Source organism: Desulfosoma profundi (assembly GCF_055387865.1).
The window spans coordinates 2,546,910-2,573,851 of sequence record NZ_AP042420.1; the positions used below are offsets into that span (position 1 = coordinate 2,546,910).

23 protein-coding genes are annotated in these 26,942 nt (G+C 57.3%); 12 read left to right on the top strand and 11 right to left on the bottom strand.

Annotated features, from left to right (window positions below; translation table 11 throughout):
• The first annotated feature begins 490 nt into the window (after window positions 1–490).
• Window positions 491–1,126, top strand: coding sequence for a GAF domain-containing protein (locus ACZ5K9_RS11000; protein WP_464271383.1), 636 nt, complete (start codon window positions 491–493; stop codon window positions 1,124–1,126).
• 436 nt (window positions 1,127–1,562) lie between these two features.
• Here ACZ5K9_RS11000 and serA read toward each other — a convergent pair whose 3' ends face one another.
• From serA to ACZ5K9_RS11030, 6 genes are all read right to left on the bottom strand, one after another.
• Window positions 1,563–3,143: a phosphoglycerate dehydrogenase gene (gene serA, locus ACZ5K9_RS11005; RefSeq protein WP_464271384.1), complete on the bottom strand. Its 1,581-nt coding sequence runs from the start codon at window positions 3,141–3,143 to the stop codon at window positions 1,563–1,565.
• A 15-nt stretch (window positions 3,144–3,158) separates the two neighbouring features.
• On the bottom strand, window positions 3,159–3,878 hold the full coding sequence (locus tag ACZ5K9_RS11010; RefSeq protein ID WP_464271385.1) for an ABC transporter ATP-binding protein: 720 nt from the start codon (window positions 3,876–3,878) through the stop codon (window positions 3,159–3,161).
• Window positions 3,871–4,647 carry an ABC transporter ATP-binding protein gene (locus ACZ5K9_RS11015; protein ID WP_464271386.1) on the bottom strand — a complete coding sequence of 259 codons (777 nt, stop codon included), beginning with the start codon at window positions 4,645–4,647 and terminating at the stop codon, window positions 3,871–3,873. The genes ACZ5K9_RS11010 and ACZ5K9_RS11015 overlap by 8 nt, the downstream gene beginning before the upstream one ends.
• Window positions 4,648–5,670, bottom strand: a complete 1,023-nt coding sequence (locus ACZ5K9_RS11020; RefSeq protein WP_464271387.1) for a branched-chain amino acid ABC transporter permease — start codon at window positions 5,668–5,670, stop codon at window positions 4,648–4,650.
• A gap of 15 nt (window positions 5,671–5,685) precedes the next feature.
• The gene (locus ACZ5K9_RS11025) at window positions 5,686–6,612 is read right to left on the bottom strand and encodes a branched-chain amino acid ABC transporter permease (protein WP_464271388.1); all 927 of its coding nucleotides are present in this window, start codon (window positions 6,610–6,612) and stop codon (window positions 5,686–5,688) included.
• A gap of 522 nt (window positions 6,613–7,134) precedes the next feature.
• Entirely contained in the window at window positions 7,135–8,268 is a 1,134-nt protein-coding gene (locus ACZ5K9_RS11030) for an ABC transporter substrate-binding protein (protein ID WP_464273962.1), read from the bottom strand.
• Between the two features lie 167 nt (window positions 8,269–8,435).
• Here ACZ5K9_RS11030 and ACZ5K9_RS11035 point away from each other — a divergent pair, with 167 nt between their 5' ends.
• A complete protein-coding gene (locus ACZ5K9_RS11035) occupies window positions 8,436–9,023 on the top strand; it encodes a flavodoxin family protein (RefSeq protein ID WP_464271389.1) in 588 nt (195 codons plus the stop codon).
• A 63-nt stretch (window positions 9,024–9,086) separates the two neighbouring features.
• On the opposite strand, the gene ACZ5K9_RS11040 is transcribed toward ACZ5K9_RS11035, so the two are convergent.
• From ACZ5K9_RS11040 to pgeF, 3 genes are all read right to left on the bottom strand, one after another.
• Window positions 9,087–10,067 (bottom strand): dihydroorotate dehydrogenase, encoded by a 981-nt coding sequence (locus ACZ5K9_RS11040; protein ID WP_464271390.1) that lies wholly within the window; start codon window positions 10,065–10,067, stop codon window positions 9,087–9,089.
• A complete protein-coding gene (locus ACZ5K9_RS11045) occupies window positions 10,013–10,885 on the bottom strand; it encodes a dihydroorotate dehydrogenase electron transfer subunit (RefSeq protein WP_464271391.1) in 873 nt (290 codons plus the stop codon). Before ACZ5K9_RS11045 ends, ACZ5K9_RS11040 begins: the two co-directional genes overlap by 55 nt.
• A 276-nt stretch (window positions 10,886–11,161) precedes the next feature.
• Window positions 11,162–11,977 carry a peptidoglycan editing factor PgeF gene (gene pgeF / locus ACZ5K9_RS11050; RefSeq protein WP_464271392.1) on the bottom strand — a complete coding sequence of 272 codons (816 nt, stop codon included), beginning with the start codon at window positions 11,975–11,977 and terminating at the stop codon, window positions 11,162–11,164.
• A 291-nt stretch (window positions 11,978–12,268) separates the two neighbouring features.
• Here pgeF and ACZ5K9_RS11055 point away from each other — a divergent pair, with 291 nt between their 5' ends.
• The 10 genes from ACZ5K9_RS11055 (at window position 12,269) to ACZ5K9_RS11100 (ending at window position 23,979) form a co-directional block, all read left to right on the top strand.
• On the top strand, window positions 12,269–12,832 hold the full coding sequence (locus ACZ5K9_RS11055; RefSeq protein ID WP_464271393.1) for an FKBP-type peptidyl-prolyl cis-trans isomerase: 564 nt from the start codon (window positions 12,269–12,271) through the stop codon (window positions 12,830–12,832).
• A 277-nt stretch (window positions 12,833–13,109) separates the two neighbouring features.
• Complete coding sequence (locus ACZ5K9_RS11060) at window positions 13,110–14,294, top strand: ABC transporter substrate-binding protein (protein ID WP_464271394.1); 1,185 nt, start codon at window positions 13,110–13,112, stop codon at window positions 14,292–14,294.
• Between the two features lie 99 nt (window positions 14,295–14,393).
• The gene (locus ACZ5K9_RS11065) at window positions 14,394–15,296 is read left to right on the top strand and encodes a branched-chain amino acid ABC transporter permease (RefSeq protein WP_464271395.1); all 903 of its coding nucleotides are present in this window, start codon (window positions 14,394–14,396) and stop codon (window positions 15,294–15,296) included.
• A gap of 5 nt (window positions 15,297–15,301) precedes the next feature.
• Entirely contained in the window at window positions 15,302–16,285 is a 984-nt protein-coding gene (locus ACZ5K9_RS11070) for a branched-chain amino acid ABC transporter permease (protein ID WP_464271396.1), read from the top strand.
• A gap of 3 nt (window positions 16,286–16,288) precedes the next feature.
• Window positions 16,289–17,125 (top strand): ABC transporter ATP-binding protein, encoded by an 837-nt coding sequence (locus ACZ5K9_RS11075; protein ID WP_464271397.1) that lies wholly within the window; start codon window positions 16,289–16,291, stop codon window positions 17,123–17,125.
• A 93-nt stretch (window positions 17,126–17,218) separates the two neighbouring features.
• Window positions 17,219–17,950 (top strand): ABC transporter ATP-binding protein, encoded by a 732-nt coding sequence (locus tag ACZ5K9_RS11080; protein ID WP_464271398.1) that lies wholly within the window; start codon window positions 17,219–17,221, stop codon window positions 17,948–17,950.
• A 51-nt stretch (window positions 17,951–18,001) separates the two neighbouring features.
• Window positions 18,002–19,327, top strand: a complete 1,326-nt coding sequence (locus ACZ5K9_RS11085) for a phenylacetate--CoA ligase family protein (protein WP_464271399.1) — start codon at window positions 18,002–18,004, stop codon at window positions 19,325–19,327.
• A gap of 18 nt (window positions 19,328–19,345) precedes the next feature.
• Window positions 19,346–21,208 carry an indolepyruvate ferredoxin oxidoreductase subunit alpha gene (iorA, locus tag ACZ5K9_RS11090; RefSeq protein ID WP_464271400.1) on the top strand — a complete coding sequence of 621 codons (1,863 nt, stop codon included), beginning with the start codon at window positions 19,346–19,348 and terminating at the stop codon, window positions 21,206–21,208.
• A 396-nt stretch (window positions 21,209–21,604) separates the two neighbouring features.
• Window positions 21,605–22,219, top strand: a complete 615-nt coding sequence (locus ACZ5K9_RS11095) for an indolepyruvate oxidoreductase subunit beta (RefSeq protein WP_464271401.1) — start codon at window positions 21,605–21,607, stop codon at window positions 22,217–22,219.
• 359 nt (window positions 22,220–22,578) lie between these two features.
• A complete protein-coding gene (locus tag ACZ5K9_RS11100; RefSeq protein ID WP_464271402.1) occupies window positions 22,579–23,979 on the top strand; it encodes a hypothetical protein in 1,401 nt (466 codons plus the stop codon).
• 23 nt (window positions 23,980–24,002) lie between these two features.
• On the opposite strand, the gene ACZ5K9_RS11105 is transcribed toward ACZ5K9_RS11100, so the two are convergent.
• Together ACZ5K9_RS11105 and ACZ5K9_RS11110 are read right to left on the bottom strand one after the other, a co-directional pair.
• Window positions 24,003–24,974: an adenylate/guanylate cyclase domain-containing protein gene (locus ACZ5K9_RS11105; protein ID WP_464271403.1), complete on the bottom strand. Its 972-nt coding sequence runs from the start codon at window positions 24,972–24,974 to the stop codon at window positions 24,003–24,005.
• 509 nt (window positions 24,975–25,483) lie between these two features.
• On the bottom strand, window positions 25,484–26,941 hold the full coding sequence (locus ACZ5K9_RS11110) for a diadenylate cyclase (protein WP_464271404.1): 1,458 nt from the start codon (window positions 26,939–26,941) through the stop codon (window positions 25,484–25,486).
• Window position 26,942 lies beyond the last annotated feature (1 nt).

The window sequence follows — 26,942 nt, forward strand, 5'->3', positions numbered from 1 at the left end:
CCTTCCATGAGAAAGGCCTGGGACGTCCCAAGAACCACCTGAGCCTGAGGAGGAATGTGCGCCGACTTTGGGGACACTTGGGGCTTCCTGAAAAGTCGACGGGAGGGCGACCCCCTGCGTTCGACAGTCGGCCTAAATGTTGGGCGCGGTTTCCCCGTCGCCTACTAGCCCCCCTTGCCTTCCTCTTACCCGCAAGTTAGAAATAATTCACAACTGACAACTGATTATGCACTTCACCTAACAATAGAAGATCCCGTGACATTCCACGGCCAACACGCGTCGGATCCCCCTCCTGTGGGCCCTCCCACTCTTAAGATCTCCAAATCAGAGCCCTCGGAGCACCCCACGCTGAAGGAATAATGTCGGTTGGAAGGGAGAGGACTGCTTCGACCCTCAAGCCGGGTTTGGGTGCTTCTGCTCCTTCTTGAAGGGGGCGTGGCGCCGGCGGCCGAGATCCCTTGCTCTGAACCTCCAGAGAAAGGAAGAGACCATGAAAAAACACCTTTTAAACTACGAAACGTTTCTGCGAATCGCCAACGCCATCGGCCACTCTCGGGACCCTGAAGAGGTCGTCTTGACGACAGTGGAAGCCGTTAAGTCGGCGCTCGATGTGAAGGGGTGTGCTTTGTTCCTAATCAATCGAAAGACGGAAAACCTGGAGCTCGCAGCATCTTTTGGACTGAGTGAGGAATACATCAACAAGGGACCGCTGAGCACTTTGCGTTCCATCACCGCCTCTCTCGACAGTGGCCCGGTGGCCATCTACGACGTGACCGACGACCCGCGCATTGAGTATCCAGAGGCTGCGCGAAAGGAAGGGATTGCCTCCATCCTTTCTGTGCCTGTGCTTACAGGGGGGCGTGTGATTGGAGCGATGCGAGTGTACACGTCTGAGCCGTGGGAATTCACGTTGGACGATGTGAACTTTGTGCAGGCGCTGGCCCAAATTGCCGGGATGGCCTTGGATATGTGCCGTCTTTACAAAGGCTACAAAGAAAGTCTCGATGTACTGAAAACATTGCGGGAGGCTCAGAAAATCCGCACCACACGGCGAACCCCGTATGAGAGTGTTCCGATAAGCGTGGGAGCTGAGGAAATCCAGCGCCGGGAAGCTGCCACAGCCTAACGCTTTGGGCACCCCGCAGCTCGCATGGGGAGAAGACGTCATCGGGGGATGCCCGTGGTGGACGGGGGATGAAGAGCCCTTTCAAAGGCGCGAGCCGACGTCCATTGGATGGAACCGGGAAAATTTCGCCCGGCACGGGTTTGTTCTCCCGGTAGGGGGTGAGCGCGCCCTGTCCTTGGGAGGTGGTTTTGGGAGGACATCCGGGGGGCGGGCATGGCCGCCGGTTATGCGTGGCGGGTGCTCTCAGAAAGGCAGAGGGCGCAGGGGCGTTTTGCCATCCAAATGTCACATGAAGGATGGGCAGGAGGGGTTGAATTCCGTTCAGAGGGTCATTAAACTAGGTGCAGGTAGGCTGACGCGATGTCGCCTTCTCCTAACCCCTCCTTGGCCTGCCCGGCTACCCCCCTCCGGCCGGGCAGGTTCATTTTTGGCCCCTTTACAGCGTCACCTGCTCCACGGAAAGGATGGCTGGGTTGGCCCGAAGGGCGTTCACGGCGTCTTCCGGGGCTTCGCTGTCGAGCCGGATAATGGCCACGGCTTTATCGCGTTCAGGGGTGCGGCTGAGATGCATGTTGGCGATATTGATGTTGAAGTGACCTAAGGTGGTGCCGATAAAGCCGATGACGCCTGGTGTGTCCTTATTTTGGACGATAAGATTGATCCCTTCCAGTTCGGCTTCCAGTCGATACGTGTTGAACCGGATGAGACGGATTTCATTTCCAGGGAACACAGCCCCGGTGGCCGACCTCTTTTGGCCTTTGCTCTCCACGGTGACTCGGATGAGGCCTGTGTAACCCCGGGCTTCGGAGGTCCGGGTGGCCGTGAGCTGGATTTTCCGTTCCTGCAGGAGCATAGGAGCGTTCACCAAATTGACTTTCTCGGCCAGAATAGGGTCCAAGAGCCCCTTGGCGATGCTCTGGGTGAGGGGATCTAAGGGGAGATCCTGGAGCTCGGGACCGCTGTATTCGATGTCCACCCTTTCAATCGGCGTGCTCAGTTGGCCATGAAGATGCCCAAGGCGTTCGGCGAGGATCATGTAGGGGCGGATACGGTCGTATTCCCGAGCGCTGATGGATGGGAAATTCACCGCATTTCGGATGATGCCCCTTTTCAGGTAATCCAAAATCTGAGTGGCGATGGCTTTGGAGACGTTTTCCTGGGCCTGATAGCTGGATGCTCCCAAGTGCGGAGTGAAGATCACAGTGGGCAGGGCCAATAGCGGGCTGCCTTCGGGGGGTTCTTTGGCGAACACATCCAGGGCTGCGCCGGCCACATGACCGTTAACGAGGGCTTCATAGAGCGCCTCTTCATCGATGAGCCCCCCTCGAGCGCAGTTGATGATCCGCACTCCTCGTTTCATTTTGGCGAGGGTTTGACGGTTGATGATGTTTCGTGTTTCAGGCGTCAGTGGCGTGTGGAGCGTGATAAAATCCGACCGCTCCCACAGGTCGTCAAGTTCCACCCATTCGGTTCCCAGGATGGCCGCTGTTTCGGGCGTAATGTGTGGGTCGTGGGCCAAGACGTTCATTTTGAAGCCGAGGGCGCGATCGGCGACGATGGTTCCGATTTTTCCCAGTCCCACGATGCCGAGCGTCTGCTGGTAGAGCTCGGTGCCCATGAAACGCTTTTTTTCCCAACGGCCTTCGCGCATGGATTGGGTTGCTTGGGGCACATGCCGAGCCAATGCGAGCATGAGGGCCATGGTATGCTCCGCAGCCGCCATGGCATTGGCTCCCGGGGTGTTCATCACCAGGATGCCTCGAGCGCTGGCGGCCGGAACGTTGATGTTATCGACGCCCGTTCCGGCCCGGCCGATGACCTTCAAACGAGGGGCGTTTTCCAGAAGGGCTTCCGTGACCTTGGTGCGGCTTCGAACCACCATGGCGTCGCACTCAGGCAGTATGTCGCGGATTTGCTCCACACTGGGCTGGTCCGGAGCCAAAACTTCAAACTCTGGATCCGCCCGCAAAATCTCCAAACCTTGGGCGTGCATCCCGTCGCAGATGAGGATCTTCATTCGCCTGCTCCTGGTTTAGCCGAGATAGGCTTTCTTGATTTCTGGATCTTGGGCCAGTTCCTTCGCTGGTCCTTCCATGACAATGCGTCCCGTTTCCAGCACGTAGGCGCGGTGGGCATAGCGGAGGGCGAGATGGGCGTTTTGTTCCACGACGAGGATGGTTGTGCCGGTCTCGTTGAGTTCCCTGAGGACTCGAAAAAGTTCCTGCATGAGCAACGGAGCGAGGCCCATGGAAGGCTCATCCAGCAGGATCCATCGAACGCCGCTCATGAACGCCCTGCCCATGGCGAGCATCTGCTGTTCCCCGCCGCTCAGGGTATCCGCCCTCTGGTTTTTCCGGTCCGCCAGCTTGGGAAACAAAGCGAAGACCCGATCCAAATCTTTCTTGACGGCTGCCTGATCCTTACGGGCGTACGTGGCGATGCGCAGATTTTCCATGACCGTCAGATTCCCGAAAATGTGGCGTCCTTCGGGGACCAAGCCCATACCATATTTTGCCACCACTTCGTGAGGTGCCACATTCAAGAGGTCGACGCCGTAAAAGCGCAGGCTGCCTTTGGTCACCACGGGCCCTTCCGGCGGCGGCAGGCGCATGAGGCTGCACAATGTGGTGGTCTTTCCGGCACCGTTGGCCCCCAGCAGGGCGACCATTTCTCCTTCGCGGACGGTGAAGGAAATCCCGTGAAGGGCTTCAATGTTCCCATAGCGGACATGCAGGTTCGTGACTTCAAGCATGACTCAGTTCTTCACTCCCAAGGTAAGCCTGGATGACGCGCGGGTCGTTCTTGATTTCATCGGGCGATCCGTCGGCGATGGTTTCTCCGAAGTCCAGCACCTGCACGCGTCGGCAGACGCTCATCACCACCCGCATGTGATGTTCGATCAGCCAGATCGTGAGCTTAAAGGTTTCCTGGATCCATCGAATGGTTTCCACCAGTTGGTCGATTTCTCCGGGGTTCATGCCGGCAGCCGGTTCGTCCAAAAGGAGAAGTTTGGGCTGAGCGGCCAAGGCTCGGGCGATTTCCAGGCGGCGTTGCATGCCGTAAGGCAGATTGTTCGGGTATTCGTTGGCGTAATGGCGCAATCCCATGATTTCCAAAAGTTCCTCGGCCGTGCGGCGCACATGCCGTTCCCTTGTGACAAATCTGGCCGTGCGCAGGAGGGTGTCCGCCAAGCCGTAGCCCAACCGAAAATGTTGGGCGATGCACAAATTGTCGAAAACGCTCAGCGTGTTCCACAGCCGGATATTCTGAAACGTGCGGGCGATTCCCAGCGCCGTGACCGCATGGGGCCTCATCCCGCCGATGTCCTTCCCCAGGAACAAAATCTGCCCTTCGGTGGGTTTGTAGAAGCCGCACACGAGATTGAACACGGTGGTTTTCCCTGCACCGTTAGGACCAATCAAGCCCAGAAGCTCCCCGCCCTCCAACCGGAGATTGAAATTGCCCACGGCGCGGAGGCCGCCGAAGTAGTGGGTGAGTTTCTGAATTTCAAGAAGAGGCATCTACACTTCCTTTTCCGTGGAAAACCAGCGGCGCAATCTGGGAAATGCGTCCGTGAGTTCGCGATTGCCGAGAATGCCCTCCGGCCGCAGCAACATCAGAAGGATCAGGAGAAGCGGGATCACCACCCATTTGATGACCTGCAAAGGCCGAAGCACTTCCAGAATCAAGGTGAAGACGATGGCGCTCAGTACCGAGCCGCTCAAGGATCCCATGCCCCCCAAATACACCATGACCATGACTTCTGTGGATTTCATGATGGTGAAAGTTCCCGGGTTGATGTAGCCGAGGATATGGGCGAAAAGACCGCCGGCCAGGCCGGCCAAGCCGGAGGAGAGCATGAAGGCGACCACCTTCATGCGCCGCGTGTCCACTCCCATGATTTCCGCAGCGATTTCGTCGTCTCGGATGGCCACAATGCCCTTTCCGTAAGAGGAAGCAACGAACCGGTGCAGCACCCAAATGGTGAGTCCTGTGAAGATCAGGATCCAGAACATGATCCATGGAATGCGCCACACAGCTTCCATTTCTTCGATCACTTTCCGCATACCCATAAAACCTCGGGCCCCGCCGATGGCTTGAATGTTTTCCACGGAACTTTTCACGATGTAATTCACGGCAAGGGTGATGATGGCCAGGTAGTCCCCACGGGTGCGAAAGGACGGAAAAGCGACAAGGAGGCCGGCGAGGGCTGCGGCCAGCGCGCCCGCAAGGAGTGTCGCGGGGAAGAGGTACACGGCTAATGAAGGCGACAAAACCGGCGGCCCAAAGACCTTGTGGCTCGTAAAAAGCCACACATTGAGAATGGAAGAAACGTAGGCCCCGACGGCCATGAACCCGGCATGGCCGCATGAAAACTCGCCCATGTATCCATTGATGAGGTTCAGGGAGCTGGACAGAATGATGTTGATCCCGATGAACATCAAGACGAGTTGGGCGTAGGCCGTGAGCATTTGCGCGTGGCAGACCCAAAGGATTCCCAGAGAGCAGACAAGATAGAGCCAAAGTCCGGAATAACGTCGCATGGAGGTGTCCTGCAGCTAGATCTTGGTGGCACGGGCAACCCCAAAGAAGCCCGTGGGACGGAAGCTCAAAAAGACCAAAAGAATGCTGAAAGCAATGAGATCGCGCAATGTGGATGGAAAGAAGGCGGCCACGAAGATTTCCACGAAACCCAGAAGGAACCCGCCGACAAAGGCCCCGCGGATCTCACCGATGCCACCGATGACCGCGGCGATGAATGCTTTCCAGCCGATGAGTGCGCCCATGTAGGGTTCCAGGACTGGATAGGCCGAAGCGAAAAGCACACCACCCAAAGCCGCCATGGAAGATCCGAGGATGAAAGTGAAAACGATGACGCGATCCACGGGGATGCCCATAAGCGGGACGGCCATCCGATCGTAAGAGATGGCGCGCATGGCCATGCCGAGTTTGGTCTTGCGGACGACTGTTTCAAGGAAGAAAAACACCAACACCGTCGCGATGATGACGAGGACTTTCACGTTGGTGACCAGCACGCCGCCCACATCGTAAACCACGGAAGGGATCAATGTGGGGAAGCTACGGCGACTGGCGCCAAGGAGGGCGAGGTTACCGTTCTCCAAGAGCAGGCCGCACATGAGGGCGGTAATGACCACATAGAGCCGAGGGGCGCCTCGTCGGCGCAAAGGGCGGTAGGCCACGCGTTCCAAGGTGACTCCCACGAGGGCTGTGAGCACCATGGTGCCTAGTATCGTGAGGGCAAAGACCACAGGGGGTGAAAGCGAAGCCGGTGGTTTAAAACCATAGGCGCCCAGGAGGAAATTGGCCACAAAAAACCCAATGTAGGCCCCGACCATGAAGATGTCCCCATGAGCGAAATTGATCAAAAGCAACACCCCGTAGACCAGGGTGTAGCCAAGGGCGATCAGGGCATAGAAACTTCCCCACTGCAGAGCGTTGAGAATGTTTTGAAGCAGAATATCCACCGGTTTTCCGTTCCTTGTCGGTGGGCTTTCCCCAGCGCTTTCCCAAAATGTCGCCGGGCTTTGTCTCCACCGGTTGACTCAAGCGGGCTTGCCGCTCGGATGGGTTCTCACAGGCCTGTCTTCAGGCTCCACGGTCCCGAAGGTCTTTTAAAGCGCCGGTTCGCCGTCGGCATTCGACCGCAGGCATCGGTCCACCACATTAAAAAACGCGACATGCCCTTTGTGTGGTTCCAGCCTTGCCGGTATGGGAAGGCCGAACCAGCCGGTATCTCTCACAATCCATACAAGATTCGGGCAACGCGTCGTGTTCGGGGGATTCCTCAAACTCGTTGTCAGGACCTGTCTCCTCGCGCGTCTCAAGCCTCCACCCGTCGCTCTGTCGGGTCTTCGGCCGGATGCCTAACCACTCATGACCGACCTGTTGCCGAGCGCGGCGGGTGGCCCGAACAGAGGGATAGAGAAAGGGGTGCCCCAATGCGGGCATCCCCTTACTCATCTTTCCGTTCACGATGTCAGAGGCTGCTACGGACACACGGACTTGTAGAATTCAAACTCGCCCTTGTCGCTGATCTTGACCACTACGGCGCATTTGATTGGATCGCCTTCAGGCGTGAAAGTCATCTTGCCCGTGATGCCGTCAAAGTCCTTGATTTTGGCCAGCGCGTCTTTCACGTTGTCGCGGTCTTTTTCCAGGTTGCCGGTCAAGCCACCCGTATTCTGAATGGCCTGAAGCAACAGCCGGATGGCGTCCCAGGTGAGGGCCGCCACGTCGTCCGGGATGTAGCCGTATTTGGCGTTGTACTTGTCAATGAACTCCTTGGTCGCTCCTTTGGCTCCCGCAGCCGCATAATGCGTCGTGAAAAACAAGCCTTTGCAATCGTCACCGCACAGCTTCATCAGCTCGGCAGATCCCCAGCTGTCGCTCCCCATGATGGGTTTCTTCCATCCCAGCTGATGGGCCTGTTTCACGATCAACGGGACTTCATCGTAGTATTGCGGTGTAAAGAGGACGTCGGCGCCTGATTTAATGATATTGGTCAACTGGGCGCTAAAGTCGCGGTCTTTGGTGGTGAAGGTTTCGAAGGCCACGACCGACCCGGCTCCATGGATTTTTTCAAAAGCTTCTTTAAAATATTCCGCTAGGCCTTTCGGATAGTCACTGGCGATATCGTAAAGGACGGCCGCCTTTTTGGCCTGAAATTCTTCCGTAGCAAACTTGGCTGCTACCGGACCTTGAAATGGATCTAAAAAGCAGGCGCGGAAGACATACGGCCGGTCTTTCGTGGTTTGAGGGTTGGTGGACCACGGTGAGATCATGGGCGTTTTGTAAGAGTTGCAGACTTCTCCAGCAGGAATAGCCTGCTTGCTGGCTTGCGGTCCAATGATGGCCAGCACCTGGTCTTGGGTGATCAATTTGAGAGCCGCTGCAGTGGCGGATTCCGCTTTGGATTCATTATCTTCATAAATGAACTGCAGTTTGTATGTCTTGTCTCCGACTTTGATGCCGCCTGCCCCATTCACTTCCGCCAGGAGGATTTCCGCCGCGTATTTAGAACCTTCGCCCACTTTGGGAATGTCCCCCGTCAGAGGAATGTTGAAACCCACTTTGATGGTGTCTGCAGCCTGCGCCGCGGACACGCAGCACACAACAGCCATGAGGCTCAAAAAAACTCGTAGCGGCTTCCGTTGTGACATGGCTTTCCCTCCTTGGCTTGAAAAATCATGGGGTTTGTGGGACATCACACTCGGTCCAAGACGCCAGCCTCTATAGCATGGCTGGTAGGTACTTTCAATCACAAAGCTTTTCAGGGAAAGGGGTTTTCATGCGGATTGTAGGTATTTACGGATCACCGCGGTCGGGAGGCAATACGGACAAAATGCTCGACGCCTTCCTCGAGGGGGCTCGGGAAAGCGACGCCATTGTGAATTCAATCTATGTGCGAAAACTTCAGATGCAGGGCTGTATCGGCTGCGGCGGCTGCGATGAGACGGGCCAATGTGTGGTCAAGGACGACATGCAGGAGGTGTATCCCTTGCTGGAAGAGGCCCAAGGCATCGTCCTGGCCTCCCCGGTGTACTTTTATAATCTGACCGGGCAAGCCAAGCTCCTCATTGATCGTGCTCAGGCTCTGTTCATGAAAAAGACGCTTCACGAGTCGGTGCACGTTCGAGGGCTGAATGCCGAGGACAGGAATCTCAAACGTGGGTTTTTGCTCAGCGCTGCGGCTACACGCGGGAAACGTCTTTTCGACTGTGCGCGGCTGACGTTCACCTATTTCATGGACGCTTTGGGCGGCCGCATGGTGGGCGAGCTGTGTTTCAGAGAATTGGAAGGGAAAAAAGACGTCGAAAAGGATCCGGCGCTGTTGGCCCGATGTCGCGAGGAAGGGAAACGCTTTGCCTCTTCATGAAGAATGAGCGGCCCAAGAACCGTCATGGGCGAACACGGGGTGTAGGATTCCCAACGAGGGGTTTCAGATGGGGCAGATTTCGTCCGCAAAGGGGAAACGGCATTCGGTATCCAGGGTGCCGATGTAATCCTTCAGGCTGCTCAGGCCGTGCTGACGGCAAAACCCTTCGATGCCTTCGAGGATTTCCACGCTGGCTCGAGGTCGCACGAGATTGGCAGTGCCCACCTGAACGGCCGAGGCGCCCACGACGAGGAATTCCAGCGCATCCAGAGCCGTTTGGATCCCTCCGATCCCGATCACAGGGCAGGAGACGGCCTTGACCGTTTCATACACGCAGCGCAAGGCGATCGGCTTGATGGCCGGTCCGGAGAGTCCTCCGATAATGTTGGCCAATCGCGGGCGTCGACTGAACGGATCCACAGCCATAGCGGACACCGTGTTGATGCAGGAGAGAATGTCCGAGCCGGCGTCTACGACGGCACGGGCGATCTCGGCGATGGATGTGACGTTGGGGCTGAGTTTCGTGATGAGCGGTAAAGGAGAGTGTTCCCGAACGGCCGACACCACTTGAGCCGCCATGTGAGGGTCGGTGCCGAACGCCATGCCGCCTTTTTTCACGTTCGGGCAACTGATGTTGATCTCCAAAGCTGCGATACCGGAAACGGCCGAAAGGATGGCCGCCAGTTCCGCATATTCTTCAACGGTATTCCCCAAGATGTTGACAATGACCGTGATGCCGCGTTGGCGAAGGGGCGGGAGTTTGTCCGAAAGAAACCGCTCCACACCCACATTTTCCAACCCGATGGCGTTGAGCATGCCGGATGGGGTTTCCGCGAGGCGTGGCGGCGGATTGCCTGGTCGCGGTTTGAGGGAGATCCCTTTGACGACGATGCCGCCGAGCCGGGAGAGATCCACAAAATCGGCGAATTCCATCCCGTAGCCGAAGGTTCCCGAGGCCGTGAGGACGGGGTTGGCCAGGTGCAGAGGCCCTAGCGAGACGCTGAGGTCTGGGGCCGAACTGGGAGAGGTTGGACTTTGTCCCATCGTATTTTTCTCGGATCCACCACTGGACCATCGTGACAGACATGGATGTACTTTTCTGCCTGCGGATCGAAGGGATCCACGGCGGGCACGGCACAGCCGAGGCATGCGCCGATGCCGCACGCCATCATGGATTCTAACGACATTTCAATAAGGATGTCGCGGCCTCGAGCCCACCGGGCGACGCTGACCTGCATGGGCAATGAACCGCAGGCGTAAACACGGTCGGGAAGAGCGAGTCCTGATTCAAACCGGCGATGAAGCGCCTCGACCACCGTGCCGGTCTCACCCGCCGACCCGTCGTCGGTGCTCACTACCGTATGTATCCCGAGTCGGTTCCACGGCTTAAAGGGAAGGAGCTCAGCTGCGGTGCGCGCGCCATAGAACAGATGGATGCGCTCCGGGTGGTCCTTGTGGGTTGTAACAAGCACGGCATCCAGTAGTGCCTGAATGGGGGCGATGCCGATGCCGCCGGCGACGAAGACCACCGTTTGTTCGCTCCCCGAAGGCAAGGTGAACCCACGCCCCAAAGGACCCACCACATCCAGGACGCTTCCAGGCCGGCGCTGTGACAAGATTTGCGTCCCCGTTCCGACCACCTTGAAAAGAATTTCGAAAAGTCCGTCATCCTTATGGATGCGGTGGAAAGAAAAGGGGCGGCCAAGCAAGGGGTCGGAGCCTTCCGAAGAGACACGGACCATGACGAACTGCCCGGGGCGCGCTGTAGGCACAATCCGAGGCGCATAGAGCACAAGGCGATGGATGCCCTCGGCTTCTTTTTGGGTTTCCAGGATTTTGGCTTTTTCTTGAACCCTAGGCACCGATTCCACCTTGTGCTTCGAGAAAAACCGAAACTGCCGGTTTAGCGCCGTTCATGCGGGACCCTCGGACCGGCCATGAAGGGCGGAGGCCGGTTTGCCCCTCTGACGGTTTTTCACCCCGTGTTTGTGCCCTCGTGAAACTCGCAGGGCAGCGGCCTGTGCCGCCGGGCATCGGATAGCACGAGCCGCGCGACAAAACGCCGCTTTTCGGCGCGTCGACCCTGCAGTCCTTCCTGTCCCACTGACCACGGCGTCCGTTCGCTGACAGACAATTTTTCAACATGACGTCCACCCGATGACGGCGGCCATGCGCCCTGTAGTCTTTTCCGCTCGGTAACTGAAGTATTTGTCTTTTCGGCAGACGGTGCATTCCCCGGCCGTGTGGATGTTTTCCGAGCGCAACCCGCATGTCAGCAGCTGGTGTCGACTGATGGCCCAGAAGTCGAAATAAGTCGGGCGCACCTGAAATCGCCAAAACCTCTGCGGTATTTCACTTGTAAAATGGCGGAACTCGGCGCAGCATGGCCCAAGGGATGGACTGATGGCCGCGATGAGATTCTCAGGATGTGTTCCGAAACGATCCTGCATCACGCGGACGGTGGCTTCCAAAATGTTTTGGACGCTGCCGCGCCATCCACAATGGACGTTGGCGACCACACGGCGCACCGGATCCACCAGAAAGACGGCTTGGCAGTCGGCAATCTTGATCAGGAGGCCCACGCCCACACAAGCGCTGACGAGAGCATCGGCCCGTGGACCCAGCGCAAGAGAAAAACCGTTGTGTTGCCGATAGCATGTCGTTCTGAGAAACGCGTCATCCACGACAAGCACATCCGTGCCGTGCACCTGAGAGGTGGCCACGAACATGGTAAGCCCGACCCAGGAGGCGATCCTCCTGAGATTCTCAGAGACGTTTTCAGGATTATCGCCATTGCTCAGCCCGGCATTGAGTGTCGCATAGGGTGGGCCGCTTACCCCACCGTGTCGAGTGAAGACCGCATGGACAATTCCCGGTAAGGCCGCAAGCTCGGGCCATACCAAAGGGTCCGGACAGTCTTTGGGTTCCACGGCGGCGCGCCTGTCAGTGTTCATTGCGGATTGGTCCCGCCTCAATGATTTTGTGGAATCCGGCGGTTTCCCGCCAAAAACCGGAGATGTCCTTATAGCACACCGGTCGGGATGACAAGAAAAAACCGTTCCGTCTAAAATCATTGGCTGGATTTTTTGGAATCGGCAGGAACCGGTTTTCCCGATGTGCTTTCAGTGTGAACCCGACACGGCCGCTTTGGCGCCTCAGCGCCTGGACAGGAGCATGAAGGATTCTTAAGGATTCCGAGAAACCATGAAAAGACTGTGAGGTGTGGGAAAAAGGAGTGATCGGCTATGGCGGAAGCCTTGCAAGTTAAACCGTGTATGAAGGTGACCATCGATTTCACCGTGAAAACGACCTTGCCCGACGGGAAAATCATCGAATCTCCCCCCGGGACATGCACGTTCGTCTATGGCGTCGATGTCCAGTACCCTTCAGTGGAAGCCGCGATCATGAACAAGAGGGTAGGCGATACGGTATGGGTGTATGTGCCCCCCGAAGAAATTTTCGGCCCCTACGACCCAGAACTGGTCCAAGAGCTGCCCCGAAGCGATTACAAGCCTGAGCGGATCCGGCCGGGGAAGATCTACCGGGAAATGCGAAACCGATGCCTCGTGGAGTTTCTGGTGCGGGAGGTGCGGGATGAGGTGATTGTGGCTGATTTCAACAGACCGGGAGCGGGAACGTCCGCGGAATTCCATATTGTGATCAAGGACATTTGCGAAACGTCCCCAAAAGAACGCCGCCCGTCCTGCGTCGGGGGGGGGTCGCTGCAGTTCTCGTGGGACGCAAAGCGAAACGGGCAAAATTTGGAAAAGCCGACGGTGAGCCCTGAGGGTGGTGAAGATTCGGCTTGACACCACCGAGAACGTGTCAGTAAACAGAGAACGTGAAAGTCGGTCCAAGGAATCTGGAAGAGCTGGGCACGAGATGGGCATAAAAAGCCAGACAAACCAACGGTACTCCTATTATCGCTACGGCTACCTCAGGCGGTCTGCCCGTCGGTGACGCTGACACTCCGCCAAGTTGGCCGTGGGCAGACCGCAGATCAGGGTTTGCCCACGGCTTTTTTGTCCGGGCCGTGGGATGTTCCCACGGCTTTTTTTTTCACTCTGGGCATAGGGAGGAGCACGTATGAAGAAGAAGCATCGGTGGTTTTGGGGTGTCGTGGGTCTGACGCTGGCATTGAGCTGGGCGGTCGGGGTCTTCGGGCCTCGAACGGCGACGGCGGCGGGAAAGGAGCCTTACAAGGTGGGCGCTGTCTTTGCCGTCACGGGAACGGCCTCCTTCCTTGGGGAACCGGAAAAGAAAACGGCGGAAATGATCGCTGAGGAAATCAACGCCCAAGGCGGCATTAACGGCCATCCTCTGCAACTGATCATTTACGACGACGAGAGCGACGCGACCAAGAGCACCCTGGCCGTCAAGAAGCTCATAAAAACGGATCAGGTGCCGGTGATCATCGGGCCGACGCAAAGCGACGCCAGTTTGGCGGTAGCCCCCATCGCCGAGGAGTCGCAGGTGCCCCTGATTTCGTGTGCGGCCAGCTACAAGATTGTGGAACCGGTTTCGGAGCGCCGTTGGGTTTTTAAAGTTGCCGGGTCGGACAAACACGTGGTGGGCAAGATGTACGAATACATGAAGGCCAAAGGCATCACGAAGATCGGTATCATGACGGCCTCCACGGGATTTGGAGCCAGCGGCCGTGAGGAGCTCTTGCGTCTTGCCCCCGAATATGGCATCACCGTGCTCGCCGATGAGCGGTACGGTCCCAAGGACACGGATCTGACGGCGCAATTGACCAAAATGCGTGAGGCCAAGGTGGAAGCCATTGTCAACTGGTCTGTGGGGCCGACGCAAGTGCTGGCCATTAAGGGGTGGCGCGACCTGAGGATGGAAAACATACCACTCTACCAGAGCCATGGGTTCGGCAATCGGAAAAACTTGGAACTGGCCGGGAATGCCGCAGAGGGCGTATTGCTGCCACTGGCTCGGGTCAATGTGGGACCGCTCCTGGCGGACTCGCATCCCCAGAAGAAGGTCATTATGGCGTATACCGAAGCGTATGAGAAAAAATACAAAGAACCGGTCTCATCTTTCGGTGGGCATGCATGGGATGCGTTGCATCTGGCCGTAGCGGCCCTTAAAGCCGTGGGGCCCGATCCGGCCAAGATCCGAGATTTCCTGGAAAACACCAAAGGTTTTGTGGGGCAACATGGGATTTTTAATTTTTCGCCCCAGGACCATAACGGCTTGAGCAAAGACGATTTGGAAATGATTGTGGTGAAAAACGGAGATTGGGCGCTGGCCCCGTGGTAAGTGAATTGTTTGAGGTGGACGCCGGCGTGCTGGCGAGGGCAGCTCGCCTGCCCGCCGGCGTCTCGAATCCTTCACACAGGTAAGCAAACGCATTTTCAGATGACAGAGTTCTTCTACGGAGCGGCATGGCTTCAGTACGCATTGGGCGGACTCACTATCGGTGCCATCTACGCTCTGGTGGCCATCGGGTACAACATTATCTACAACGTGACGGAGATCATCAACTTTGCCCAAGGTGAGTTCGTCATGCTGGGCGGTTTGTTCGGCGTTTTCTATTATCAAACCTGCGGCCTCCCCTTGGGACTGGCGGTGCTGTGTGCCGTGGTGACCGTGGGGATCGTCGGGCTGCTTTTAGAACGATATGTGATCCGGCGGGCGAGACATGCCACCGTGCTTTCCATGATTATTGTCACCATCGCCTTTTCCATCCTCCTCAAAGGTGGCGCCATGCTGGCTTGGGGAAAAGACCCTTATCGGTTGCCCCCATTCAGCCGAGGGGGGGCGTTTTTGTGGCATGGTGTGGCCGTGCAACCGCAGGCCCTGTGGGTGCTCGGGTTGAGTGCCGTGGTGGTTGGGGTGCTCACCCTTTTTTTTCGGAAATCTTTTTACGGCAAGGCGATGCTCGCCTGCGCCGATAATCCCGCCGCCGCGCGGTTGGTGGGGATTCCCGTGCGCACCATGGTCCTCTTGTCTTTCGCTCTGAGTGCCACCGTTGGAGCCGTAGCCGGGGCGGCCATTTGTCCCATCACGTTGATGGAATACGATCGGGGCGCGCTCCTCGGACTCAAAGGATTCGGGGCGGCGGTCTTGGGCGGGCTTGGCCAGTTCTACGGAGCCTTGGTCGCCGGGATCGTTTTGGGCTTATCCGAATCGTTTTGCGCCGGCTACGTGTCTTCCGGCTACAAGGATGCCGTGGCTCTCATCTTGTTGATGCTGGCGCTCTTTTTCAAACCGGAAGGCTTGTTCGGCAGCAAGGAAGCCGCCGGACTCAAGAGGTTCTAAGCGCCATGTCGCCTCGGGAAAAGATCGCCTTCGCGGGCCTGACGGTGAGTCTTGCGGTGTTCCCATGGCTGATGGGGCTCTCCCGGTCTTTCTCGCATTATACGGATGTCATGATTTTTGCCGGCATCTTCAGCCTGGTCACCCTCGGTCTGAGTCTTCTCATGGGATTCGCCGGCCAAATCTCTCTGGCTCAGGGCGCCTTTTTCGGCATCGGAGCCTATGGCTCGGGGATCCTCACCGTGCATTTCCACTGGAACCCTTGGGGGGCTTTGCTCGCCGGAGTTCTAGCGGCCGCGGCCGTGGCGTGGATTGTCGGGGTTCCCGCGCTTCGCCTCAAAGGCCATTACTTGGCCATGGCGACTCTGGGCTTCGGGGTCATCGTGCACATCCTCATGAACGAGGAGGTGGAATGGACGGGCGGTCCTTCCGGGTTCGGGGGGATTCCGGGACTTTCCGTGGCCGGCAGAAAACTCACCGGAGAGCTCGGGTGGTTTTATCTTGTCTGGGGGGCGGTCCTCATCGTCTTCTTATTTTCCCATCACGTGCTGCATTCCCGGATCGGCAGAGCGCTCCGAGCGATTCATGACGATGAAAAAGCCGCGGAAGCCATGGGCGTTCCCGTCGCTTCCCTGAAAGTCCAAGTGTTCGTCTACAGCGCCGTCACGGCTTCCATCGCCGGGAGTCTCTATGCCCATTACGTGTCTTTTCTTTCCCCGGGATCTTTCGACCTCATGTGGTCCGTCCGGTTTGTCCTGATGGTGGTGGTCGGGGGGATGCAGAGCTTATGGGGCGCCCTCTTGGGCACCGTGGTGTTGACATTCATCGGCAACGAATGGCTTCAGGTTTTTGCCGATTTTGAGATTCTGGTTTACGGCGGCATTCTCCTGGTCATGGCCCTCTTTGTGCCTCAAGGGCTTGTGGTCTGGCTGGAGGGTTTACTGCGCCGCAAACGACCACCTCACGAAACCATGTCCGACGGCGGCCCGTGACCCATGACCGAACTATCCTCTTCGTCTCCCATTTTGGAGCTCCATGACGTCCGAATGCACTTCGGGGGAGTTGTGGCCCTCAAGGGGGTTTCCGCTCAAATACCCCAAGGCATCATCCAATCCATCATCGGGCCCAACGGGGCCGGCAAAACCACGCTTCTCCATTGCATCAGCGGCCTGCGGCCCCCCTCCTCCGGGGCCATAATCTTTCAAGGCGAGCCCGTCCATGGCAAGCCCCCCCACGAAATTGCCCGGCGAGGCTTGTCCCGAACATTTCAGCATGTCGCGTTGTTTCCGCGCATGAGCGTCTGGGAAAACGTCATGGTCGGGCGTCATGCCCGGACACGCGCCGGATTCTGGGCGGCAGGCTTCCGGGTGCCTTTCATGCGGGTGGAGGAATCCCGCATTCGAGCCGAGGCGGAAGCATGGTTGGAGTTTGTGGGACTTCAGGACGAAAGGGATTTGCCTGCGGGGGCGCTGCCGCTGGGAAAGCAAAAGATTCTGGAAATCGCCCGGGCCTTGGCTACGGATCCCGTGATGATCCTTTTGGACGAACCCGCTGGAGGCCTCAACACGCGCGAGACGGAAGACTTGGGAGAATTGTTGAGACGAATCCAACAAAGAGGGGTGACCGTCGTTCTTGTGGAACACGACATGAATCTGGTCATGGACATTTCAGACAGCGTGTTGGTGCTCCATTTCGGGCAGGTCCTCGCCTGCGGCTCACCCAAGGAAATCAAGGATAATCCTGATGTGATCCGGGCCTATCTGGGGGAAGACTGGGGAGACGGCGCAGGGCGGATCCAGGAGCGGCTGTCGGAAAATAATGGAGAACCCTAACCAGCGCTCATCTCCCTTGGGTGACCGGCCTGCGCTGGCCCATTTCGAGGGACGCGGAGCGGTTCGGACACAGAGGGCTGAGGGAAAGGTATTGTGCTGACAGTCAAGAGTCTGCACGCATACTACGGGAACATCCACGCGCTTAAGGGGGTGTCGCTCCATGTGCGCCACGGGGAAATTGTCGCTCTGATCGGCGCCAACGGCGCGGGCAAGACGACACTTGTGCATTGCATTTGCGGGCTCCTGAAACCCGCCAAGGGCGTCATTCTTTATGAAGACACCGATCTTGGCCGACTCACACCCGAAGCGGTGGTCCAAAAAGGGGTGTCTCTGGTGCCCGAGGGTCGCCAGATTTTCGCCACTTTGTCCGTGGAAGCCAACTTGGAGATGGGGGCCTTCATCCACCGTCGAGACAACCACGGACTGCGTCGAGATATGGACCGACTTTTGGACAGGTTTCCCGTGCTTCGGCAAAGGCGCCGCCAGTTGGCGGGGACACTCAGCGGTGGGGAACAGCAGATGCTTGCCATCTGCCGGGCCCTGATGGCTCGACCACGATTTCTCCTCCTGGATGAACCCTCCATGGGGCTCGCCCCCTTGATTGTCAGGGAAATCTTCGACATTATTTTGGAACTGCGACGAGAAGGCCGCACCATCCTCCTCATTGAACAAAACGCCCGGGCGGCTCTCCAAATCGCGGATCGCGGCTATGTTTTAGAAACCGGAAAGATCGTGCTCCAGGGCGACAGCCGGGATCTGTTGGCCCACCGAGAAGTCCAAAGGGCCTACCTCGGCAAAGGGGCCAAGGACATTTGGGATGCCTAAAATGCCGCCCATGCGCAGGGGCCATGGAAAGGCTCTGTTAAGGGGACAGCCATGAAGCCGGAAGGGGTAGCCATTTGGGAACCGGAAAAGGAGTGCATGGATGTCGAGGAGCTGCGCCAGCTGCAACTGGAGCGGCTTCAGGCGACTCTGAACCGGGTCGACCGCAACGTGGCTTTCTACCGGAAGATGTTTCGCGGGATTGGGTTCGTGCCGGAGAACGACCTGGAGAGTCTCGAGGATCTGAAAAGGCTGCCATTTACGACCCGAGAGGATGTGAGCAACAGTTATCCCTATGAGATGTTTGCCGTTCCACTGCGAGAAGTCGTCCGGGTCCATTCCTCTTCGGGCACGTCTGTCAATCCTCGGGTTGTGGGTTACACCAAGCGGGACCTCAAGAACTGGGCACAGCTGGTGGCCCGGATTTTGGCCTCGGCCGGGCTCACCCACGACGATGTCATCCAAGTGACGTTCGCCTACGGACTGCTCACGGGAGGGTTGGGCATCCACTACGGAGCCGAGCGGCTTGGAGCCTCCGTGCTGCCCACATCGGTCGGCCGCACCGAACGCCAGATCAAAATCATGCAGGATTTTCGCACGACCGCCCTCGTGTGCACGCCCTCTTACGCTTTGATCATTGCAGATAAAATGGATGAGTTGGGGGTTGATCCCAAAAGGCTGAGCCTGCGGCACGCCGTGTGCGCCGGGGAACCGTGGACGGAGGCCATGCGACGTGAAATCCAGGAAAGATTGTACGTGACCGCCACGGACAACTACGGGATCAGCGAGGTCATGGGTCCCGGGGTCGCGGGCGAATGCCTGGAACAAAACGGCATGCACGTGCAAGAGGATCATTTCCTCGTGGAAATTGTCCATCCCCAAACCGGGGAACCCTGTGAGCCCGGCGAGTCGGGAGAGCTTGTGATCACGACCTTGACCAAAGAGGCCTTTCCTGTCATTCGCTACCGAACGGGCGATCTGTGTCGAATCCTTACGACGCCGTGCCCATGCGGACGTAGCTTTCGCCGGATTTCCCGCATCGAAGGCCGGTGCGACGACGTGGTGGTCATTAAAGGAATCAATATCATACCAGAACGGATCGGGGATGTGCTTCAACAGGTGAAGGGTGAGCGCCCGGTATATCAGCTTGTGGTCACCCGGAAAGGCAATATGGATCAACTTGAAATTTGGATCGAAGTCACCGAGCAATTGTTTTTCGACAAGATGCGCGAGCAACGCACCCTCGTGGACGATATGCGTCAAAAAGTGGCCAACTTTATCGGTCTCGTTCCGCGGATCAAGCTTGTGGAGCGAGGTTCTTTGGAGCGTGTTGACGGGAAAGTGAAACCTTTTGTGGATCGTCGAGCGACGGCGACATGATATGGGAGGACGGCCGACATGCATGAACTACTCACCGGGACTCAAGGCGACAGGAAGTTTCTTTTGGGCAACGAGGCGATCATCCGTGGGGCGCTGGAATCCGGGGTGCGCTTTGTGGCTGCCTATCCGGGGACGCCGTCGTCGGAAATCATCGACGGCTTCGCCGCTTTGGGCCTGGAGATCGGGGCTGAGGTCGAATACTCGGTGAATGAAAAGGTGTCCGTGGAGTCCGCGTGCGCAGCGGCCCAATGCGGTGTGCGCAGCTTGGTGTCCATGAAGCATGTCGGGCTCAACGTGGCCTCCGATGCCTTCATGACCTTGGCCTACGTCGGGGTCAAAGCCGGGATGGTGATTGTGTCGGCCGACGACCCGTCCCTCCATTCCAGCCAGAACGAACAGGACAACCGCTACTATGCGAAAATGGCGGGAGTGCCCATGCTGGAGCCGGCGACCCCCCAAGAGGCGAAAGACATGGTCCTGGCCGGATATGCCTTGTCGGAAAAATATGGACTTCCTGTCCTGCTGCGCACCACGACCCGGGTCAACCACTGCCGGGGTCCTGTGGCTTTGGGGGAGATTCCCGAAAAGGAGTTAAAAGGTTCCTTTTCCAGGGATCCGTTTAACCTGGTGGTGGTCCCCATGGTGGGCCGAAAGCTCCATCTCAAGCTCCTGGAAAAGCTCGTCGATCTGCAGAAAGAGGCGGAATCAAGCCCGTTCAATACCCGAGTCGGGGAAGGCCGCTGGGGCATTGTCACCAGCGGGGTTTCGGGACTCTATGTGCACGATGCCGTCAGAGAATTGGGCCTTGCCCATCAGGTCAGCGTTCTCAAACTGGGCATGACACACCCTTTTCCCGAAGGGGTTGTGACGGATTTTCTCAATGGTGTGGAAGCCGTGCTGGTGGTGGAAGAGCTGGAACCGTATCTAGAAGACTTTGTGCGCATCGCCGCCCAGAAGTGTGGCTTCCGAGGAAAGATTGCCGGCAAAGAGTTCGTCCCGAGGGCTTTCGAATTGGATACCGTGAAGGTTAAAGAGGCCGTCGGGCGGTTTTTCGAGGTTCCTTATTCGGCGCCAAAGATTTTTGCTGTGCCCGAAAACTTACCGGCCCGTCCCCCGAACCTGTGCCCGGGATGCCCGCATCGGGCCACCTTCTTCGGCGTCAAGAAGGTCTTCGGCGATGAGGCTGTCTACCCTACGGACATCGGCTGCTACACTCTGGGGCTTTTGCCGCCCTTGCAGATGGCGGATTTCCTCATCTGCATGGGATCCAGCATCTCCACGGCCGGAGGTTTTAGCCGTGTGCTGGATCGGCCCGTGGTGGCCTTCATCGGGGATTCCACCTTCTTCCACAGTGGCATTACGGGCTTGATCAACGCCGTGAGCCATGAGCGCAATCTCCTGCTGGTCATTCTCGACAACGGCACTACGGCCATGACAGGCCATCAGCCCCATCCCGGCGTGTGGCTGAAAAAGGGGGAGAATCAAGCGCCCAAGGTGGATTTGGAGATGCTGGTTCGAGGGTGTGGCGTGTCCAGAGTCGCCGTCGTCAATCCGTTGCATGTCAAGAAACTGCAGCATGCGCTCCAAGATATCAAAGCCGGCATGAAAGACGGGGGGGTGTCGGTGCTCATCAGCCGCTCCCCATGTCCGCTTTATGAACGCCGGGTGCTTGGCACAAAACAGAAAGTCGTATTCCAAGTTATGGGCGACTGCCGGCCGTGCCGAGATGATTTAGCGCAGCTCGGATGTTCCGCTTTTGTTTGGTCAAGAGACGAAGCGGGAGAGGCCTGCGTCCAGATCAATGAGGTGTTATGCGGCGGGTGTGCGGTGTGCGCACAACTGTGCGACGCCATCAAGCCGAAAAAGCTGAATGCCGGATGAGCTCGAGAACTAAGGCCGCCAAAAGGCCGTTTCGCTCGGGATAGATGAACGTTCGCCGGTATTCATGGGGAACATCTCGGGCACATCAAGGCTTGCAGGTAATCCCTGTCGTTGGTGTGCCGTATTTGAGTCTCTGAAGATGGAAGAGACGGTTTTCGCAGAGGCTGCGAAGTGGGTGACGAAGTCCTTTGCTCGACATGATGTTGTTTCGTGAGACTTTTTGGAGGGGCGGCCCCTGCGCTCTCGGTCGGACGGAGAACTCCCCCCACTGTTCCGAACCGGGCCGGCCCCAGGGACGCTGCTGCGGTCCGAGGTGTCAAACACGAGGTCATTTTCCCAGAAAACCTGGCGCGCCATAAGGCCGCCGGAGAACGTTCTACAATGGAGGATAGAAGGGTGCAGACAATCGGGAAAGCAGGCCGTGACGGCGTGCGCCTTTTTTTTACAGGTGTGGGAGGCCAAGGAACCCTTTTGGCTACCCGGTTGGTCGGGGAAGCGGCTCTGGCCGAAGGATTGCATGCCTCCATGAGCGAAATTCATGGTATGGCACAGCGGGGTGGCGTTGTCGAATCCTCCGTGGTCGTCGGGAACATTCAGGCGCCCATTGTGGGGGAAGGTCAAGCCGATGTGCTGGTGGCTTTTGAACCGTTAGAGGCGCTCCGGGCCATAAACCGGTGCCACGCCGAGACCCGGGCGGTAGTGAGTGTGTCGCCCATTGTTCCTTTTACGGTGGCGGCTGGGCAGGGGCGATACCCCGAAATTTCCGATGTGGTCGATCTATTGAAGGCGAAGCTCGCCCAAGTGATTATTCTGGATGCAGAAAGTTTGGCCAAGGAAGCGGGATCTGTCCGTGCCGCCAACATGGTCGTCATGGGCGCCGTGGCGGCGATGGAGGTGCTTCCCATCGCCAAGGCCACATGGGACGCCTGCCTGCGAAAACTCTTTCCTCCCAAACTCTATGACGTCAATCAGAAAGCCTTCGATATGGGTTATGGAAAAGCCCGTCATTGAGTCACCCCTGTGCAACGGACTTCCTCAGAGTGCAGTTCGTTGCACACTTCGGCTCGACCTTGGGAAACCTTAACAACGCGGTGCGTAATGAATGCTTTACAACGGCATGAGCAGGGGAAAGCCGTGCGCTTCGGGTCAATGGCATGACGTGCTGAATGTCATTGGAATGCCGACAAGTTGGGCGGGAGAGGGCCCGACCGCGTGCGGTGGCTTTCGGAGAGCACCGATATCTGGCATGAAATGTGCTCTAAGAAAAAGTACACTCAAGTGCTTATTGACGCTTGTGGATTTTCCGATTATTAAAGTAGGCTCTACGAAAGAGCACCAACAAGCGTTTTGACGGCGAGGATGGATAGGGCATGATCATTGGGCACGACCTTCTCGAGAAGACATGCAAAAACATGATCGAGACCATTCTGTTGTGTTTGGATCATGCCACCAAGGGAACGATTTACCGAATCGGTCCCATGCCGGAGTTGCGCTCGGTTCGGGTGACTTCCGGTATCCGAGAACAAGGCAACGGCACGATTCATTGGGGTTTGCCGGCGGTATCCGATTACAATCCTCCGGGAAAGACATGGGAGCAATATCGCGACCGCCCCGGCCGGGCTTTGGAAGCGATGGCGTGGTGCGTGGAGCGGCAAAAGAGCTGGACGGCGGATAATCCTTACGAAGATCAACGCAGTGTGCGCAAACAGCTGAGTGGTGAACCTGAAGACTGGCACCACATGGAGCCGGTTCTGGTCAAGAAGAGCGACCTTTACGGTGACAATTGGGCGGACATCGAGTATCCGGTCAACTGGAAGGGCAATCCCATTTGGCAAGATACAGAATATGTGGTCGTTGCCGTCATCAAGATCCATTTCCTCCCGCACACCATCCAGCGCGGCGATCGCGCCACAAAGGTCATCAAGAAACTCTCGCGCATTTTGGGCACGGAGATGTTCTCTCTTCATATCCGGGAGACCTTGAACCAGGTCCAAAGTGAAATGACCCACCAAAGGCTCAGCTCCTGTAACGCTTTGGCCCATGACTTGCGTAACACATTGATGAAGCTGAGTTTTATCTTTTCGGCCATCAATGCCGAAGTGGGTTTTCTTCGCGAGCAGTGGGAAGAGGAGATTCGGAGGAACATCGCTGGGCTGGAAGATAAGAACACCCTGGTGGGCCGGCTCAATCACCTCATTGAGACCCGCATCGAAAAACTTAACGGCAACGGGGAATTGGGTACCTTAGGGCGCAACCTGTTGGCCGAACAGAAAGAGTTCCTCGTCACGGCGCTTCTGCCGGAGCAAGCCGAGAATTGGGTCTCCATGAAGATACAGCCCAAGTGGGAGCGTCTCCTGGAAGAAAGCTCTGTGTGGGAAGACCAGCGCCGGGAAGTCCAAAGCACCTTGCAGAGGCTGAAGGCAGCCGTGTGGGTCGGAACCGACCAAGAGGTGGCGAGCCGGTTGAGGCACTTGCCGGAGGAGATTCGCACCTTATGGCCTCAGGTGGCCTACGTGGAATTTTCTCCCGACAAATTGCCGGTTCTCGACCAGGTTTTGGCGCTTTTGAACCATCCGGGTATGGATGTGCCGCACAAGAAGCACACCCAAAAAGTCCTTTCGTGCCTGAAAGCCTTGGCCGAAATCATCCCGGACATGGAGGCCCGCACCAACCGGATCCTGGACTACATGCGAAACGGCACAGAAAAGGGCCTGCAGGATTACTGGCGCCCTTTAATGCGCTCCACCGAAATCCCACAGCCCTTGGAGTAGCCAAGGTCTCCCTCGAAAAGTGATCACCCGGAAGATCCTCTCTTTTTATCGGCAAGCGCCCTGAAAAGTTCCGCAAACTGTGTCAGTTTCGACATTTCCATGGAATCGGGCTGCAGGTCAAGAAAATAACCGGGTCCTTCCTCGATGATCCTTTTCGGGTCGCCGTCCGCATTCAAAGCGAGACACTCATAAGCATGCACAGGCTGGTGCAGGCCCTTCAGTGCCATGGGCCCGAGGTCCCTGGCCTGGATTTTTTCGGCAATGAGCGCGTAGGTGGCGCGACTGATAAGAATTTGACCGGGTTCGGCGATCTGTTGGAGTCGGGCGGCGATGTTCACCTGCGAGCCGATGGCTGTGTAGTGTATCCAACGCTCCGAGCCGAAGCTCCCGACGACGCTCAATCCGGTGTGGATTCCCATGCGCACCTGGAGGGCGTGCGGATAGCCTTTTTGCGTCCATTTTCGGTTAAGGGTCTTCAGCTGTGCTTGCATGGCCATGGCCATCTGCACGCATCGATATGCCCCGTCGGCCGGGTCCATGTCGTCGGGGGCCCCGAAGAGCACCATGATGCCGTCGCCCATGAGCTTGTCCAGGGTACCTTGATGCCTGAGGACCAAAGGAATCATTTCATGGAAGTATTCGTTCAGCTGTTCCGCCATCTCCTCTGGTTCCATGGTATCGGTGATGGTGCTAAAACGGCAGATGTCCGAAAAAAAGATGGTGATTTTCTTCCGGGTGTGCCTGAAGAGATCCCGGCCTTCATCCTTGCTGAGATGCTGCACCAGAGGGTCGCTGACAAACAGAGAGAGCTTCTGGTTGAGTCGAGTGATCTCCCGGTCTTTTTCCCTCAGCTGGGCATTGGACTCTTTGAGGTGGGCCTTTTGAGAGGCGAACCGATCCAAGAGAACGGCCAGGAAGATGCAGACGGCGAGAAAAGCCCCGATGCGCACGCCTTCGCGGACATAATCCGGGGGCCGACCATCGATGCGACTCATGATCACGAGGATTGCAAGGTAGATGCACATGTAATAGCAGGCGGTGAAAAAGACGCAGCGGAACCGCACATGACCGGCTGAGGAAGAAAAAGCCCATGAACCAGCCGATGAGCATGAGGTCACGTGCCGTGCCGACGGCATAAAAACCGTAAGCGGCGACCGGAGCAAAGAAGAACCAATTTGGGATCAGGACGAAGTGAGGATCGAAACGGAATCGGCTGTCCCAGCGAAACAGGACTATGGCCCAGCCGATCCCATGGGCGAGGGTCGCCGCGGCGACAAAGACGCCGATCTGGTGTGGGCGGATATCGCTGTACCCGAGTTTTTTCAAAAGAACGATGATTGCCGAAGCGACCAACCATCCCAGATAGCCGATCCATAGTGCTACGAGCTTTCTCGATCGTGCCCTTTCGGAAGGCATGCTTTCCATGGCATTGCCTCCTGATTGTGGCGCCTAGCACCATCCCCCGAAAGCCATAGGGGGTCTCGGCAATAATTGTGGCGAACCACTAGCCTTCAGGGCCTTTCTTTTCCAAGCGTTTCACTACGCTGTAGCGAATTTCCACGCGCTCATGGGAAGGGTCAGCGAGCTTGAGGGATGCCGGGGAAATAATCAAGGGTGCCGTGAGGGAACCGGATTGGATCAGTGTGTCTACGCGCAGCGGGGTCGTGTAGAAGGTATGGATTCCCGCCAGGAGGGTTTTGCCGCCTACCACTTGAACTTCAGAGGGAATGACTTCCACATTGGTGATGATGACATTGTCGGGGAGTTTTCCGATCCAGTCCACCTGAACGGGAACGATCTTGGTGGCTGGGACGTCCAAAGTGACTTCGAGGGTTGACGGATTGACACTGTTCAGGAAAAGCCCCGGAGGCATCTGGATATTTTCTTTGGTGATGGGAAAAATGTTCAAACCTTCCACTGCCTTGGCCAAGTTGATCCGGACCGTGATCTGTTCAGGCCGCAGAGATTTGACGATGGCGCTGGATCCGTGGAATTGCAGGTGCACCTTGTTGGCGGAGGTTTCCAAAATGTAGTACTGCGCCGGTCGGTTGACGAATTCCACGGGAACGTCGACTTCCATGACGGTATCCCGGCCCCGGGTGAATCCCAACCAAATGGCGGTGATGATGAAAAGAGAGAGGACGCCTGCGACGGCCAGCTTGCTCATCTCCCTTTTTCGGTACGCCGGGTTTTGCTGACGGTCGATCCCCAGGTGGGATTCCAGGATGTGAGTCATCTCTTCGGGCTGACCCACCGGCTTGATCCAGGCGTCCTTTGCGACCGTAACGCGCCCCCGTTCCTCGGAAACAGCCACCACCAAAGCGTCGGAGCGTTCGGCCAAGCCGGCGGCGGCCCGGTGACGGGTACCGTAAAAGGTGGGGAGATCCGTCCTCTGGGACAAAGGCAGCAGGACGCCCACTTCCGTCACCTTGTCCCCTTCCACGATAGCCGCTCCATCGTGGACAGGATTTTTGGGCCAAAAAATGCTCATGAGCATCTCCTGGGAGACCCGCCCTTCCCAGGGGATGCCCCCGTGGATCAACTCGCGGAGATCTTCTTTGCCGGGAAAGACCACCAAGGCCCCGATGCGCTTCTTGGCCATTTGAAAAAAAGTGTCCACCAAGACCTGCACGGGCGAGGATTTTTCCTCCAGCGGGGAACCCCATAGAAAATTCTTGAGATTGCGCGCTTGGAGTGCGGTGCGGATTTCATTGCGGAAGACCACAATGATGATGATTGCCGCGGCGGCGGTGATTGCCTGGAGCGCCCAGCTGGTCAGGATCAAGCCGAGGGAGGCGGCCAGTTCTTGAATCACCCAGAGGGAGGCGATCCCTGCGAGAATACGGAAAGCATTGGTGTGCCGAAACAGAACGTATACCCGGAAAAGGATATAGCTGTTGATGAGGATGTCCACGACATCCTGCCATCGAATTGAGGAAAGAACAACAACGAGGGACTTCATC

What these genes read in the sequence shown, in the direction of transcription:
- ACZ5K9_RS11000 (WP_464271383.1), top strand. Translation starts at nt 491, where the DNA reads ATGAAAAAACACCTTTTAAACTACGAAACGTTTCTGCGAATCGCCAAC.
- serA (WP_464271384.1), bottom strand. Translation starts at nt 3,143, where the DNA reads ATGAAGATCCTCATCTGCGACGGGATGCACGCCCAAGGTTTGGAGATT.
- ACZ5K9_RS11010 (WP_464271385.1), bottom strand. Translation starts at nt 3,878, where the DNA reads ATGCTTGAAGTCACGAACCTGCATGTCCGCTATGGGAACATTGAAGCC.
- ACZ5K9_RS11015 (WP_464271386.1), bottom strand. Translation starts at nt 4,647, where the DNA reads ATGCCTCTTCTTGAAATTCAGAAACTCACCCACTACTTCGGCGGCCTC.
- ACZ5K9_RS11020 (WP_464271387.1), bottom strand. Translation starts at nt 5,670, where the DNA reads ATGCGACGTTATTCCGGACTTTGGCTCTATCTTGTCTGCTCTCTGGGA.
- ACZ5K9_RS11030 (WP_464273962.1), bottom strand. Translation starts at nt 8,268, where the DNA reads ATGGCTGTTGTGTGCTGCGTGTCCGCGGCGCAGGCTGCAGACACCATC.
- ACZ5K9_RS11035 (WP_464271389.1), top strand. Translation starts at nt 8,436, where the DNA reads ATGCGGATTGTAGGTATTTACGGATCACCGCGGTCGGGAGGCAATACG.
- ACZ5K9_RS11040 (WP_464271390.1), bottom strand. Translation starts at nt 10,067, where the DNA reads ATGGGACAAAGTCCAACCTCTCCCAGTTCGGCCCCAGACCTCAGCGTC.
- pgeF (WP_464271392.1), bottom strand. Translation starts at nt 11,977, where the DNA reads ATGAACACTGACAGGCGCGCCGCCGTGGAACCCAAAGACTGTCCGGAC.
- ACZ5K9_RS11055 (WP_464271393.1), top strand. Translation starts at nt 12,269, where the DNA reads ATGGCGGAAGCCTTGCAAGTTAAACCGTGTATGAAGGTGACCATCGAT.
- ACZ5K9_RS11060 (WP_464271394.1), top strand. Translation starts at nt 13,110, where the DNA reads ATGAAGAAGAAGCATCGGTGGTTTTGGGGTGTCGTGGGTCTGACGCTG.
- ACZ5K9_RS11065 (WP_464271395.1), top strand. Translation starts at nt 14,394, where the DNA reads ATGACAGAGTTCTTCTACGGAGCGGCATGGCTTCAGTACGCATTGGGC.
- ACZ5K9_RS11070 (WP_464271396.1), top strand. Translation starts at nt 15,302, where the DNA reads ATGTCGCCTCGGGAAAAGATCGCCTTCGCGGGCCTGACGGTGAGTCTT.
- ACZ5K9_RS11075 (WP_464271397.1), top strand. Translation starts at nt 16,289, where the DNA reads ATGACCGAACTATCCTCTTCGTCTCCCATTTTGGAGCTCCATGACGTC.
- ACZ5K9_RS11085 (WP_464271399.1), top strand. Translation starts at nt 18,002, where the DNA reads ATGAAGCCGGAAGGGGTAGCCATTTGGGAACCGGAAAAGGAGTGCATG.
- iorA (WP_464271400.1), top strand. Translation starts at nt 19,346, where the DNA reads ATGCATGAACTACTCACCGGGACTCAAGGCGACAGGAAGTTTCTTTTG.
- ACZ5K9_RS11100 (WP_464271402.1), top strand. Translation starts at nt 22,579, where the DNA reads ATGATCATTGGGCACGACCTTCTCGAGAAGACATGCAAAAACATGATC.
- ACZ5K9_RS11105 (WP_464271403.1), bottom strand. Translation starts at nt 24,974, where the DNA reads ATGAGTCGCATCGATGGTCGGCCCCCGGATTATGTCCGCGAAGGCGTG.
- ACZ5K9_RS11110 (WP_464271404.1), bottom strand. Translation starts at nt 26,941, where the DNA reads ATGAAGTCCCTCGTTGTTGTTCTTTCCTCAATTCGATGGCAGGATGTC.